Raw genomic sequence first — 15562 nt, 5'->3', positions numbered from 1 at the left:
GCCATGTTTATAGTCAATAGTTATACACTAGCCATTATCTTTTGCTTCATAACCATGATATGTTGGGGTTCCTGGGGTAATACCCAGAAACTGGCCAGCAAGAACTGGCGTTATGAGCTTTATTACTGGGATTATACGATCGGTATCTTATTATTTGCCTTACTTCTGGTTTTCACCCTCGGAAGTTTCGGAGATTCGGGAAGAGGTTTTCTGGAAGATATCCGGCAAGTAGATGCCAGATACATAGTCAGTGCCTTGATCGGAGGAGTTATTTTCAATGCTTCCAACATCTTACTTTCAGCTTCGGTCTCCATTGCCGGAATGGCGGTTGCTTTTCCGTTAGGTGTAGGACTTGCCTTGGTCCTGGGTGTGTTCATCAACTATTTCAGCACTCCTAAAGGAGACCCGTTCTGGTTGTTTACAGGAGTAATCCTGATTGTTATCGCTATCATCTGTAATGGGATAGCGGCAGGCAGGCAACAGAAAGAGGGGAATAATAATAGCAAGAAAGGGATTATTCTTGCGGCTATTGCCGGCATACTTATGTCCTTCTTCTACCGTTTTGTAGCTGCTGCCATGGACCTTAACAATTTTGACTCTCCTACTCCGGGCATGGCTACTCCATACACCGCTTTCTTTATATTCTCAATCGGTATCTTCCTGAGCAACTTCCTGTTCAATACAATTGTTATGAAACGTCCGTTTGTAGGAACTCCGGTAAGCTATAAAGAATATTTTGGAGGAAAAGCAGGCACACATCTGGTAGGAATCCTCGGAGGATGTATATGGGGATTGGGAACAGCTTTAAGCTATATAGCCGCAGGAAAAGCGGGAGCTGCCATCTCCTACGCTCTCGGTCAGGGAGCACCTATGATTGCCGCCTTATGGGGGGTATTTATATGGAAAGAGTTCACCGGTAGTTCCAAATCAACCGACAGGCTTTTAGGAATCATGTTTATTCTGTTCATCACAGGATTATCATTCATCGTTTTATCCGGAGGAAACTAATTATGAAGATAAACTATATTCTTTTTTTACTGACGGCAGCCTTTTGTTATCCTTCGATAACAGTCGCCAAAATAATTGAAACCAGTTCGCCGGACAAGAAAAATGTGATAACTATCGAGACTGACAACCAGGTTAGTTACAGCTTATCCCGGAATGGAACAAAGATTCTTGATACTTGCCCGCTTTCACTTACAGTCGGAAACGACACTTGGGGAACAGACAAATGTAGAAAGGTAACCCGCAAGAGCGTTTCGGAGAAGGTGGAATTTATTGTGCCGCGTAAATATAAAGAGGCAGTGGATAATTATAACCAGATTGAGCTTATTTACAAAGACTATAAGATCGAATTCAGAGTCTATAATGACGGAGTGGCCTATCGTTTCGTAAGTACTGCGAACAATAAACAGCCTGTAAAGAAAGAGTCTGTATCTTACTGCTTCGAACAGGATCATACCTCGTATACTCTTTTAACCGACCAGCTACAAAACTGGTTTGAGCAGGATTATACGGTAAAGCCAATCAATGCATTACCCAAAGACAGTTTCTCCGTAGCTCCTGTAATGGTTGAAGTAGACAAATACAAAGTATTATTAGCAGAAGCCAATCTCTATAATTATCCGGGAATATACTTACAACCTGCCAAAGAATCCTTCCATGGCATTTTTGCCAATTATCCGGATAAGGAAGTGCCATACGAAGGGGATAATAAAATCTATGTCTCCACACGCAAAGACTATCTTATTCCCAACTGTGGGAAACGGGTCTTTCCATGGCGGGTGACCGGTATCTTCGACAACGCCTCTTCCATATTACAAAGCGAGCTTATATATTTACTCTCCGAAGAGAAAGAACAAGCCGCCGACTATACTTGGGTTAAACCCGGTAAGGTTTTATGGGATTGGTGGAATGACCGTAATATCTATCATATAAATTTCAAGAGCGGCATTAACACCGATACATATCTCTATTTGGTAGACTATGCAGCCAAACATCACATCGAATATGTCCTGATCGACGAAGGATGGTCGGCACGTAATGACCTGTTAACCCTCAACCCCGATGTTGACATTCCGCATATCTGTGAATATGCAACAGAAAAAGGAGTAGGTATCCAACTATGGTCGAAATGGGTGAACATCATGCGGCAAATGGATGAGGCTTTTGTACAATTCAGCAAATGGGGAGTGAAAGGAGTCAAAATAGACTTTATGGATCGTAATGATGCAAAAATGGTTAACTTCTACGAGCAAGTAGCTGTAAAAGCTACTCAATACAAATTGCTGGTAGACTTTCACGGTTCCTACCCCAATGAAGGAATGAGACGCAAATACCCGAACCTGATGACACGTGAAGGAGTGATAGGGTTGGAGTATAATAAATGGAGCAAGAGAGCCACAGTTACACATGATGTAATCATCCCATACCTGCGTATGTGGGTAGGGCCAATGGACTATACTCCCGGAGCTATGCTTAACGCACATCCGGAAACATTCTATGAAAATCAACATGAGCCTATGAGTCAGGGCACACGTAGTCACCAGTTAGCCATGTATGTAGTCTACGAAAGCCCATTGCAAATGATTTCGGACAGTCCGACTAAGTATGACGAGAATCTCCGGAGTTTCGAATTTATCAAAAGCATTCCTACGACTTGGGATGAGACAGTTCCTTTAGAAGGAGAAGTGGGCGAATATATCGCTCTTGCACGCCGGCGTGGTAATACATGGTATATCGGAGTAATAAACGGAAGTACTCCTCGTAGCCTTGAACTCGATCTTTCTTTCATAGGAAAAGGCAAAAAAAATATAAAAGCCCATTATGACGGTGTAAATGCTGACCAGCAAGCAAAAGATTCACAACTTATACAATATACTTTACCGGAGAACTCTAATAAACTCTCTATCAATCTATGTAGAGGTGGTGGATATATAGGTATTATCAATATAGAATAAAAAACTCTTCCAATTTTAAGAAAGCCCCTATTTGCATATCCCTTGAAACAAACAATATGTTTCAAGGGATATTTGCATCTGATAAACTACATAAAACACCCTGTCCCTATCAACTCCGATGTAGTAAAATCTGTTTTTTCTACCCCCTAAGTTCAGTTATTTTTAGAAGTAGGCCCTAAAAGCAGCTATTTTTTTTAAATCGTTAAGATATTCATCTGAAACTTTTATCAGAACTTTTGTTCTTGAATGGTATCATTTATATGACATTCGGAACGATATGAGCCATAAAAACTCATCTATAAACTTGAAACGATTAAAAAATTATATCTATGGTTTACTTAAAATTCTTTAGTATTACAAAGAACAGAATTAATAAACTGGCGGTAACCCTTATGTTGGCAGCAGGAACCTGGATTACCGGTCAAGCTCAAGAGGTAGCCGTGAAAACCAATTTGCTGTATGATGCTACAACGACCCTGAACCTTGGGGTAGAAATAGGTCTGGGAACTAAAATGACGCTGGATATATCGGGCAACTATAATCCATGGCGGTTTCATGATTACCGGCTGAAGCACGGATTGATTCAACCGGAACTACGTTATTGGACTTGCGAAAAGTTCAACGGACATTTCTTCGGACTTCACGGTTTCTACGGAAAATACAATGTCGGCGGACTGCCTTTCAACAGCAATATGAGACACAACCGTTATCAGGGGCATTTGTATGGCGGTGGCATTTCTTATGGATATCAATGGATCCTTAATGACCACTGGAATCTGGAACTCTCACTGGGAATAGGTTATGCACACCTGCAAGACAAAAAATATCCTTGTGCCGATTGCGGTGATATGATAAAGAAAGGACATCATAATTACTTTGGTCCTACCAAAGCCGCCGTCAGCATTATATATGTCATCAAATAATTACATATCACATTTATACTGAAAACCATGGGAAGAATACTACTTTACACTCTCTTTGCCCTACTATCCCTTTCTGCCTATGCAGCAGAAAAGTCCGGACTGAAAGTCATTGACTGTACCGCCCTCCATAAAGGCGATCTCATAGAACTGAACATTCTATTCGAATGTGACGGCATCGCTATTTCCCCTAACGAACAACTCACAGTGCACCCGGTTCTCATTGGGAAAAGCGACACTCTCCGCCTGCCTCCTCTCCTGTTCACAGGAAACGTCCGGAATAAAGTTAATCATCGACTCGCCCGTTTCAACGGAGAAGCAACAAGCGAGTTCCCTGACTATAATATGAAACAACTGATAGAATCGGGTCATACCCAAATAGCTTATTCACGCCGGATTCCTTTCCATTCCTGGATGTATGGCAGCCGATTAGTATTGGAGAGCACAGTCACAGGTTGTGCCGATTGTCAGCATGACCTGGAAGACATATCTCTGGCATACATTCCCAAGAAGTTGAATGTAAGCTACATTATCCCCAAAGCCGAACAGAAAGTTCTTCACAAGAATGTCTCCCTTTACCTCAACTTTCATCAGGCCAAATGGGATATTCTGCCTGACTTCATGAACAATCATCTTGAACTGGCCAAAGCGGACAGCCTCATTTCCGAGCTGGCAAATGACCCGTATATCACAGTCGATTCAATCAGCATTGTCGGTTACGCCTCTCCGGAAGGGAAATATGACTATAACACCCGTCTTTCCGGCAACCGTGCGCAAGCATTGAAGGTGTTTCTGGAAAAAAGATACACTCCGAAAAGATATATATTGAACACCGTCGCCGCTTCCGAGGACTGGGACGGACTACGCAGAAGTATCACGAAAGAAAATCCTCCTTACCGTGACCAACTGCTAGCGATCATCGACAGCATCTCAAATCCGGATGTACGTGACAGTTATATCCGCGGGCTTGACAACGGTGCCGTCTACGCCAGCCTGTTACACAACATTTACCCGTCTTTACGCCGCGTGGTATGTGATGCCGGCTATACAGTGAAACCTTTCACCAGAGAACAAGCCGAAGAGCGGCTTGCCACTCATCCGGAACAGGTAAGCCTGAACGAAATGTATATCATCGCACAAGGCTATCCGGCAGGTTCACCGAAGTTTAATGAACTGTTCGGCGAAATGCTCACCCTTTATCCCGATAACATTGCCGCCCGGAACAATCTGGCTGCCGTAGCCATTGAAATGGGGGACGTGGGACGCGCCCGGTCCTGCCTCGAGAAAATCAGCCACTCACCGGAAGTACAGAATAATCTTGGCATCCTGCTCTACCGGGAAGGAAAAATAAATGATGCCAAACACTGCTTCGAGAAAGCATGTGCCTGCGGCTGTAAGGAAGCAGTAGCGAACTTACAGGAAATCAACACACTTATGGCTATTCAATAGCACCAATTATATTAATTATTAATCCTAAACCTTTTTAAAAATGGAAATTAAAAAGACCAATTTGTTAGTGGCTATGTTTGCATGCCTGGCCGCTTGTTCGGACGACGCAACGGTAGACAACACCCTGTTACCGGACAACAGTGAAACAACCACCGTCAAATTTGAGATGAATGCGAATACGGGGAATTACTATTCACCGCTTTCGCGCAGTGTTAACCCGGCAGCCATCACGAAGGATAACTTCCGCATCATGGCATTCAAGAAAACACCCGCCGGCGAAGGGTACTTCTACGCACAGGACATCCCGACTGCCGGTATGAATTACGAGAATAACGTTTTGTCCGGAACCGTCCGCCTGCCCATAGGCGAATACAAGTTTGTCTCCACCTACGGACTGGCAAAAGACGGCGGGTTTGCTCTCCCTTCCCTTACTCCGGTGACAACAGAACTGACCGACGACCTCAACATTAGCCATGGAACGGTAGACGGTTCATCTGTGTTCTTCCTGGAGAAAGGTACGATCGAAGATCTGCATTCCTACACATTAGGCATTAATCCTACAGCCAACGAATCTGTCAGTGCATCATTAAGCCGCGCTGTGTCACGTGTGGACATCATGTTCATCCAAGCCAAGAAAAACGATGACGGAACTTATACCGAAGTTTCCGACAGCGCAGATGTATTTGGAGTGTCACAACTTGCCGACATCGAAATGCAGTTTACCGGACTGAACAGGAATGTCAACCTGCTCGGTACCAAAACAACAACGGACGAAGGCTCTTTGTTTAATGAGAATTTCACTGTTCCCGACCTGGGAAATACAGTCACCCGCGGTACCTCTACTGACGATACCAAGGTAGGTACCACCGGTTTTCTGAATTACGATAATATCAAGACGGATGACATCAAGACCGGTTCCGCGCATGTGCATGGAGCTTACTTGTTACCATACGATGAGGCTATCAATACCACAAACCTTACCTTAGTACTAACAAACGGCTTAGGAGACAAACGCACCATTGTTGCTCCGAAAAATCTCCCGTTGGAACGTAACAAGGTGACTCTCGTCAAAATTTATGTTTTAAGCGGAACCGTATTCAACACGGATGTCAAATTCAACGTAACAATTGATACGGCTTGGTTGGAAGCCAATTCTGTTGACGGTGAGATAAACTAAAAAACAGCGTTATACTTATGTGTATGCGGTTAATTATCGTTTCTCTAGCATTCCTGCCGTTGTTATTCTCCTGTTCCGGACAAGAGGAACTGACAACCAGTTCCGGCATGCCGGAAGAGAATATCCCGGCAGGGATTACAAGGGTCGCTTTCAAAAGCGGCCCCCAACCACAGTGTGTGTACATATTCCGTAAGGAAGGAAACAGCTTCCGGTATGATTCGACGATAACCGACGGCTGGTCGGCAGAAGGAACAATGACTGCCCGGCTTCTGGTAGGCGATTATAAGTTCCTATTTACCGGTCTGTTAGACAATCAGACAAATGTGCTTCCGGCTTCCTTGGATCATACAGTCACCTTCGAGCAACTTTGCTTCGCCACCCTCACAGACAGCGAACATCCCGGGAATATTCTTCCCGCCGGTGAACTTTTTCTTCCGGAACCTACCGTTGCTGATTCTGTTTATACCATTGCCGGCGGCGATGAGATTGAATGTACGTTAAAAAGAAGAGTCGCCCAATTGACATTCATATTGAAAAGAGGATACAAAGAAGGGGATGACTACATTCCCCAACCTTATAGTGAAGGACATCATGTACTGGAGAATATCCGCGAACTTCGGGTCGAGCTAACAGGCATTGCCCGGCAATGCAACTATCTGAATACTTCAGGAGAAGGTACACTTATCCGCAACTACTCCGCTGCCGAATATGAAAGTATCGACACGCAAGGATTCGCAACGTTTACAGGCCCTTTTGTCTTTCCCGCCGCCACCGGGACAGATGCCGGCCTGAACATCACACTCGTCCCCGTATCGGGAGAGCCCTATCCGCCCCTTCAACTGTCCGGCAAGCTTGAGGCCAACCGTAAACTGGAAGTCAGCCTATGGCTCACCTCTTCCTACTTTGATATAGGAGTAACTATCCAAAACCTTCCCATTTCCGGACGAACCAATGGAGATGAAGGAATATGGGAATAATAAAAATCATATAAACCAAACATCCTATGAAGAAAATACCCGTAAAATACATCGTCTTTTCCGGTTTGGCAACTATCATTGGAGGATTTTTCCACGCTTGCACGGAATCACAGTCGTTCACACCGGATTGGGTGGATAGCAAACCGGACATATCACTCCGGACGGACTTCCGGCAAGGAATCTCCGACAACGGCTTGCTAACCAGACTTTATGTGTTCAGCAGTGAAAGCGGCAACAACTATCGTCTTTCCGACTCCCTGCCACAAGTTATCAGCAGTTCTACCAGACTGAAGATCAGTCTGGCCGACCTGAATAAAAAAAACTACCGGTTCCTTTTTATCGCCACTCCGGAACAAACTCCCGAAATACACGTGAGACATTCCGGCAATTCTCCTTTCGCTTTTGGTACCGAATGGGAAAAGGTGGCGATAGAAATGGCAAATGACAGCCTGTCAGTAGACAATTACTACGGGATTAAAGACCTCACAGGCAACGAAATTCTACAAACCGGAACCATTCACGGAGAACTGACACGGCTAGTGGGTCAGATGTTGTTTTGTTTTTATAAAGCAGGTCCGGGGGGCGTCAGTGACCCGGTTCCGGTGAATGATAAAACAGTGGCATCGGTCATGGACAGGATTTCTTCTATTGACATTACTTATGAAGGAGTGCCGCGTCTGATAACATTTGACTCCGGCAATCACCCGGTTGTCTTGCCAGGTTCGGAAATTACGTTGAACCATACCATTCATTTCTCCCTGACCCCGGAAGGACAAAAGGTTCCGCTTCCCCAAACAAATGTTCCGGTAGAAGTGGCAGACTCTATTCCCGGTGGGGCTATACTAAAAGGTACCTGCCTACTGCCCACCCGACAAGAGGTTCGGGTATCAATGTTTTTTCATTATTACGATACCACTCCGATATGTAACCACACGGAAACCGCCCATATCCACGGGACAGAATGTTTCACAACCGGACTTCTGTCACTCCGTCTACCTCAAAATTCCGAATCACCCGGACTGGACATACTACCGGATCACTTCACCGTCAACAATGCCGGACTCCCGTGCAACCGGATAATAGATATCGACCACACATCGGGCATAGATGTAAATACCGTATGGAATTAACTTATAAAGATATAGAAAGAATATGATAAAGGAAAAGATAATCGGAATGCTGGTCTGCATTTTCATCCTGTTGCTGGCATGCTCGGAACCGGACGAAAATGATAGTCTGATAAACAGAAACATTATGGGAAAAGACAAGGTGAATGTCTCCCTCAGCCTGTCATTACCGGAAATGCAGCTGGAAGGTAATACGGACTATCGCCCAATGTCCTCACGGGCAGCAGGGAATATCCGTTCTATTATTGCCAACTCCTACAAATGCCTGGTAATAAAAGAAATTGGCGATAAATGGTATGTGGATACACTGACCCAACGGAAATTAACGACAGCCGGAACATATGCCCAAGTATCCATCACAGACGATACCCGTTTCAATGACCTTCAATTGACATTACGTCCGGGACACTATCGGGTATTGGTAGTACTAAATCCCCGCTCAACTGTTTGGAATCCCAACTTGATTCCGGGAGCAATCGTCAAGGGTGCGGCTGATACTATTGCTCATGCCTATACATACAGTTACCAGACAGATCCCTTTTATGCGAATATCGGCAAACGGGAGGTACGCTATGAGGTCTTTGCAGGAACAGCGGAATTTACAGTGGAAAAAACATCCGGACTACACTCAAATCCCGTGAACGGAAATACCCACATCGCTTTCGCACGCAAAGTGGCACAACTGCGTTTCTTATTGAAAGACGAGGAATCTAAAGAAAATAAATTCAACTTTGTAACAACCCAGCATACCGTATATGCCACATTAAAAGCCACCCAGACGGGAAATCCTTTTTGTGACGGTCTGGATTGCTGGGGAGACGCTTATTACAATCATCGCACTCCGACCACGGAGATCGAGATATGTACCAATATTGACCCGAATTGGCGGGTTGCCAAAACAGGAATACAATACAAAATGATTTCCGGTCATGTGACAATTTATTCTCCTTTTGTTTTTACGGATGACACCCGGCAAGTTGACTACCAACTGGAAGCGTTCAAGATTGCCGGACAATCCGGTCAGGGTGGTTTCACCTATGTATATTCGCAGCCGATTTCCGGTTTAAAATTGAAAAACAACGCCATCCGGCAATTCGTTTTCCGAACAACGGATGAAGTCGACCCGGATACCGCTTCCCCACAATTGCAAGTGGGATTAGAATATTTGGAGGATGAAAGCAACCAAGATTTGTTCGATTCTAATTATGAATGTAACATACCCTAATTTCTTTTGATATGAATACCAGATTATTATTCTTGCTGTCCATAATACTGCTTGCAGGATGTGTTCATGAGACATTGGATCCATGTCCTACGGGAGACGTGAAAATCAACATTTACGTAGAAAAGTTCCAGGCAGTCACCCATGATTACCGGACAGACATGGAAGTTTCTTTCAATACCCGCATCAAAGACATTCATTATTTCCTGTTCAAAGACAACGCCCTGGCAGAAGAAGGACGTATCCCGGACTGCACAACCTACGTAGCTTCACCCTATACTTTTCAGCGTAAAGGACTTGCCTTTGGAGACTATTGCCTGGCCCTTGTGAGTAATTGTAGTGCTTACGTAGGCGGGAATGTACCTACCGACCTATTCTTTACCTATGCAGGTGTAGAAAATAAAGAAGATTATTTCGCTGTCTGTTTTCCCTTCCGGGTAGATTGCGATTGCCAAAGCGAATATAACGCTTATATGGAGCGTGCACATGGAGTAATTCGTTATACATTCAGCGATATACCCGAAGACTTGACGGGAATCGAGATGACGATGACCAATTTAGGAAACAAAAAAATGATTGACGGAGATTACTCCGGACAAATGGAAGTAACCAAATTTATCCCGATAGAGAAACTCATGCGTGCAGCAAATGAAGATGAAGATATCTCTGTTGTGCTAGGAACTTTTCCGACAACGGTTGGAATGCGTTCTGTTTATCGGTTAAGCCTGTACAGAAATGGAGAGACAAAACCTTCGTATAACGAAACCGTCACAGATACGCTGACAATCCGGAGAAATCAACTGTTGGATATCTCCACCCGGTTTACAGGAGATATCCCCTCTTTCGAAATACGGGTCAATACAACGTGGGACGGAACAAATTCGGGAGGAGAAACCGATATCAATTAACAGCATCTTATATGCAAAAAAGCCACAAGGATAACCGGACTAGTTTTCTCTTGTGGCTTTTATTTTTTATATAGTTAAGATTAGACTGTAATATCCAGCAAAACTTCCCCTTCGACATTCAGCACCTTAATCCGCAACTTATCTTTCTTCTTCTCCAGAATCATCACAGTAGCACTGTCCATCTTATACCCGCCACCAATAATGACCGGATAATTATTGCCCAACTCACCCTTCGGATGAAAAGCATATTTATGGGTATGTGCATTCAAACTCACATTGAAAGGTGCTTTCTCTAATAAATTAGTCCATAAATCGGCACAAAGATTCTTTTCATAATTACCATAAAGCGGAATATGATGAATAAGGATACGTTTCTTCGCTTTCTTGAATTCTTTGGCGGACAGTTCCTTTTTCAGGAAATCGACCTGTTCATTACGCAGTTGAGTAAAATCATTCAAGCCATAATATACCCAGTGGGAATCCAGTTTGTCTTCTCCGCAGTCGAGCATGACAATACGGGAATCTCCCCAGTTGAAAGAGCCGTAAGTCTTGTCTCCTACATAGTCGTAATGATTGCGCAAACCAATAGAATATGCATTGCGGATTTCATGATTACCGCGCATAAAGAAAGTCGGTATACGGTCGCCATGAACACCTTCGGTCAGTTCGCTGATAAAAGTAGTAGCTTGTTCATGATCGACAGGGTCGTCCACACAATCACCGTTGAAAACTACGAAGTCATAATTGATATTCTGTATTTGCTTGCACAAGGCACGGAAAGTTTGCGTATGCTGATGCAGGTCATTAAAAACAATGGCAGTGAAAGAGTCTGTATCCGTTCCCGGAAGGGTGAACTCACTGAAAAACGACTGTGCTGTATTGCCGAACACCTTTTTATATGCCTGATAAAGCAGCATTTCCTGTGAGCATACACGATAATAATACTTCTGACCGGGTTGCAAACCATCTATACGTATTTTGTGCAAGTAGTTATTGCAAACCACCTGTCCGTCTACAATGGTACGTGCACGTTTCAGTCGGGTAGTGTCTGTACCATATTCCACCCAACAATATGCAGGGACGGTAGTTTCCCACATTACTGTAATGCCATTGCCTACCGGATTCTGTAAATAGGGTTTCGTGCGGAATATCTTGTCTGCTTTTTCGGCAGTACGCAGTTCTACAAGTATAGGACGGTGGTCGGAAGCCACAGGCTCATTCAATACCCGGGCAGATATAAGAGCAAAGCCGTTCGCGTTTGATTTTAATGCTGTAATATAGTCTATCGTTTCCTTAGGTTCAGGGGCCGGATAAGTATGCTGTTTGGGATTGGAAAGTATCTGAAAATCCTTTTGCAGTTCTTTAATAAAGCCGGATTCAGGTTCGGCATTCATGTCTCCGGCCAGGAAAAGAGGCTTTTTATAAGGAACAGTAAACGATTTCACCATCTTCAATGATTCCATTCGGTCTTCTTCCGTCAACGACATATGGGTACAACAGTAAATATAATCCTCAAACTCCGCGAGAATCAGGGCACGTTCCTCTTCCCTTCCCGGTAAAGGTATAGTTTGCAGACGTATGGGAACTTGTTTCGTCAACAGTCCAATTCCATATTTTCCACCATCAAAATTAATGGCGGGTGCAAAGTAGGCATGCATTTGTGTGCGGTCGGCAATTTCTCCTAATACATACTTCTGTCCGCTTCGACTTGTCATACTATCCACTTCCTGTATAGCCACCACATCAGGAGAAGCGTTGTTTATCACATTCGCTACACGCTGGAAATCACAGACATTATCCATGCCATTTGCATTTTTGATATTGTAGGTCATCAGCTTTAATGTATTCTGAGCCTGTAACGGAAAAATAAATAGAGTAGCAATAATTAATAAAAGATTCTTTTTCATGTTTCTCATTTTTGGGGTTAATGTTAAGCGGCTCAAAGGTAGTGAAAAAACAAAAGGCCGCAAAGATATGTGTCCATACCTTTGCAGCTTTTACCATGAATTGTTTGTGTGTGACTATTATATCTGCAAGTTTCAAATAATACCCCGCACCCTATCATCAAATGCGGAAAGCGCAGCTTTCGCTCCTTCTCCCATAGAGATAATGATTTGCTTATATGGTACGGTCGAAACATCTCCGGCTGCATAGATACCCGTCACATTAGTACGGCAATGTGCATCAATCACAATTTCACCCGGGCGATTGGTTTCCACCACTTCACGGAATACACTGCTATTCGCAGAAAGTCCGATTTGTACAAACACACCATCCAGTTCAAAGAGACGTTCTTCTTCTGTTTTACGGTCTTTGATGCGCAGGGCAGTCAGTTTATCACCGTTTCCTATCACTTCCGTAGTTTGAGAACTTACAAAAACCTCTACGTTCGGCAATGATTTTAGTCGTTCCTGAAGTACATTATCAGCTTTCAGTTCATCCATAAACTCAAAGACAGTAACTTTAGAGCAGATACCTGCCAAATCTATAGCTGCTTCGATACCGGAATTTCCTCCGCCGACTACCGCTACATGTTTTCCTTTATAAAACGGCCCGTCACAGTGAGGGCAGAAAGCAACGCCGCGACCTATATATTCCGCTTCTCCCGGAACGTTCAGTTTGCGCCAACTCGCACCGGTTGCAATAATCAAGGCCGGAGTCAGGAACTTTTCGCCGACAGAAGTAGTGACCAGCTTTTGTTTTCCCATAACTTCCACCTTTTCCACTTTACGATGTTCAAGTAAATCTACGGGATAACGCAATAAATGAGTTTTCAGATTGTCGGCAAGCTCGTTTCCTGTTGTCTCGGGTACAGAGATTAAGTTCTCGATGCCAACTGTTTCCTTCACCTGTCCGCCAACACGCTCGGCTACAATAGCCACACGCAATCCTTTACGGGCAGAATAAATAGCTGCCGATACTCCTGCGGGGCCTCCACCGGCTACAATCACATCATATTCCTTTACTTCCGTTTCTGCTTTGGTTTCATCAATACCGTATTGTTCTTCCAGTTTCGCAAGTAGCTCACCAAATTCGCCACGACCTACATGAAGCAGTTTGCCATCTGCAAAGACAGAAGGAACTCCCTGTATCTTCAATGCATCCACTTCATCCTGATAAAGCGCACCGTCTACCATCTCATGGGTGATGGAAGGATTCAGCGTAGTCATAGCATTGAGAGCCTGTACTACGTCAGGACAGTTCGTACAAGTCAGTGAGACGTAAGTCACCAAATGTATCGGGCCTTTCAGTGCTTTCACCCGGTTGCAGACAGCCTCATCGGGGAAGTTCTTCCCTTTGCCGTCCAAGTTTAGGATAGCCAGTAACAGCGAAGTGAACTCATGTCCGTTGGGAATCCCACGGAAGGTTATTCCTGTACGGTCGCCGTTCTTCAACAAAGTAAATTTCAGCCCGCCTCCTTCATTCACCTCACAAGTGATGTGGTCGGAACAATCCGCTACATCTCCCAGCAGTTCTAACAATTCAGTTCTATTCTCATGACTGGATGATACCGATATATCAAAAGTAAAATTCGCCTCCAGTCCGGCAAATATACCCTTCAGTTGTTCTTTTAATGCAGATTCTAACATACCTGTTCTCCTTTCGTTTTTTGAAAAGAAAGGCCGGCAGCGTTTCCCGTTACCGGCCTTCCATCATCATCATTATCAAAGATCTATCAAATCTTACCTACCAGGTCGATGCTTGGTTTCAGGGTAGATTCACCCTTCTTCCATTTGGCCGGACAAACTTCCCCGTCATGGCTGGCTACAAACTGTGCAGCTTCTACCTTACGAAGCAGTTCGCTCGCATCACGGCCAATGTTGTTATCATTCAATTCCACCACTTTAATCTTTCCTTCCGGGTTGACAACAAATGTACCACGGTAAGCCATACCTTCTTCTTCGATATAGACACCCAACGCACGGCTCAAAGCGCCGGTCGGGTCTGCCAACATCGGGTATTGGATCTTGCGGATACTTTCAGAAGCATCATGCCAAGCTTTGTGTACGAAGTGAGAGTCAGTGCTTACCGAATAGATTTCTACGCCCATCGATTTGAACTGATCGTACTTTTCAGCCATATCCACCAATTCGGTAGGACATACGAAAGTAAAGTCGGCAGGATAGAAGAACAGAATCGCCCATTTACCTTTCAGGTCATTGTTGGTTACAGTCTTGAAAGCTCCGTTGTGAAAAGCCTGAACACTGAATTCAGGAAGTTGAGAATTTAAAATTGGTTCCATAATCTTTATTGCTTTTATTGTTATTAATTGATTTGACTTATAACATCAGAAACTTCGTTTTGTTTCTTGTTTCTGATGCAAAGATAAAAGCAGAAGTCCCGCCTTGCAAAAAATGTCCAATCGAATAATTCTATGCGGTGATAGATGAAACCGATAAGTCCGTAAAAAGTTCTATTTTTAAGATTCTCATCACAACCGGGATTGTAAAATTCTCACTAAGAGAAGAAATAGTGTATAAAACAACGAATATATATACTATTACTTAGCCTTTTATGCATATAAACAAGACGGATATGCATAAAACAGCCGTTTTCCGGATTGTTTCCCAGTGAGGTACAAAGTGTTTCCCGTAATGAAACGAAGTGTTCCCCGGTGAGGAACAAAATGTTTCAAGGCAAGAAACAATCCGGACACGATAAAGAAGGGTTTCAAACACCTATTTGAAGCATTATTTACCCTAGTTGGCATAAGAGCAAGAAATAACCGGCATCATCATTTTCAAACAGAACCCTCAATATTCCTTTCCACAAGCACCAATAACCAGCAAAAGAGCGACACATTAACAGGAAACAATCCAAT

12 protein-coding genes are annotated in these 15562 nt (G+C 43.9%); 9 read left to right on the top strand and 3 right to left on the bottom strand.

Annotated features, from left to right (window positions below):
* Positions 1 to 3: 3 nt before the first annotated feature.
* The 9 genes from BQ7997_RS16575 (at position 4) to BQ7997_RS16535 (ending at position 10740) form a co-directional block, all read left to right on the top strand.
* A complete protein-coding gene (locus BQ7997_RS16575; protein ID WP_073347289.1) occupies positions 4 to 1008 on the top strand; it encodes a GRP family sugar transporter in 1005 nt (334 codons plus the stop codon).
* Positions 1009 to 1010: 2 nt separating this feature from the next.
* Positions 1011 to 2960 carry a glycoside hydrolase family 97 protein gene (locus tag BQ7997_RS16570; RefSeq protein WP_073347288.1) on the top strand — a complete coding sequence of 650 codons (1950 nt, stop codon included), beginning with the start codon at positions 1011 to 1013 and terminating at the stop codon, positions 2958 to 2960.
* Positions 2961 to 3328: 368 nt separating this feature from the next.
* Positions 3329 to 3883, top strand: a complete 555-nt coding sequence (locus BQ7997_RS16565) for a DUF3575 domain-containing protein (RefSeq protein WP_073347481.1) — start codon at positions 3329 to 3331, stop codon at positions 3881 to 3883.
* A 27-nt stretch (positions 3884 to 3910) separates the two neighbouring features.
* Entirely contained in the window at positions 3911 to 5329 is a 1419-nt protein-coding gene (locus BQ7997_RS16560; protein WP_073347287.1) for a tetratricopeptide repeat protein, read from the top strand.
* Positions 5330 to 5369: 40 nt separating this feature from the next.
* Positions 5370 to 6506, top strand: a complete 1137-nt coding sequence (locus tag BQ7997_RS16555; RefSeq protein ID WP_073347286.1) for a hypothetical protein — start codon at positions 5370 to 5372, stop codon at positions 6504 to 6506.
* 17 nt (positions 6507 to 6523) lie between these two features.
* Entirely contained in the window at positions 6524 to 7483 is a 960-nt protein-coding gene (locus BQ7997_RS16550; protein ID WP_083589271.1) for a FimB/Mfa2 family fimbrial subunit, read from the top strand.
* Positions 7484 to 7509: 26 nt separating this feature from the next.
* Entirely contained in the window at positions 7510 to 8613 is a 1104-nt protein-coding gene (locus BQ7997_RS16545; RefSeq protein WP_073347284.1) for a DUF5031 domain-containing protein, read from the top strand.
* A 22-nt stretch (positions 8614 to 8635) separates the two neighbouring features.
* On the top strand, positions 8636 to 9835 hold the full coding sequence (locus BQ7997_RS16540) for a hypothetical protein (protein ID WP_073347283.1): 1200 nt from the start codon (positions 8636 to 8638) through the stop codon (positions 9833 to 9835).
* 11 nt (positions 9836 to 9846) lie between these two features.
* On the top strand, positions 9847 to 10740 hold the full coding sequence (locus BQ7997_RS16535) for a FimB/Mfa2 family fimbrial subunit (RefSeq protein ID WP_073347282.1): 894 nt from the start codon (positions 9847 to 9849) through the stop codon (positions 10738 to 10740).
* 80 nt (positions 10741 to 10820) lie between these two features.
* Here BQ7997_RS16535 and BQ7997_RS16530 read toward each other — a convergent pair whose 3' ends face one another.
* The 3 genes from BQ7997_RS16530 to ahpC form a co-directional block, all read right to left on the bottom strand.
* Positions 10821 to 12647: an endonuclease/exonuclease/phosphatase family protein gene (locus BQ7997_RS16530; protein WP_073347281.1), complete on the bottom strand. Its 1827-nt coding sequence runs from the start codon at positions 12645 to 12647 to the stop codon at positions 10821 to 10823.
* 132 nt (positions 12648 to 12779) lie between these two features.
* Complete coding sequence (ahpF, locus tag BQ7997_RS16525; protein ID WP_073347280.1) at positions 12780 to 14330, bottom strand: alkyl hydroperoxide reductase subunit F; 1551 nt, start codon at positions 14328 to 14330, stop codon at positions 12780 to 12782.
* 86 nt (positions 14331 to 14416) lie between these two features.
* Positions 14417 to 14983 carry an alkyl hydroperoxide reductase subunit C gene (gene ahpC / locus BQ7997_RS16520; RefSeq protein ID WP_022136546.1) on the bottom strand — a complete coding sequence of 189 codons (567 nt, stop codon included), beginning with the start codon at positions 14981 to 14983 and terminating at the stop codon, positions 14417 to 14419.
* Positions 14984 to 15562 lie beyond the last annotated feature (579 nt).

This window comes from Bacteroides congonensis, assembly GCF_900130125.1.
GTDB lineage: Bacteria > Bacteroidota > Bacteroidia > Bacteroidales > Bacteroidaceae > Bacteroides > Bacteroides congonensis.
This window is presented reverse-complemented; position numbering and strand designations above follow the sequence as displayed.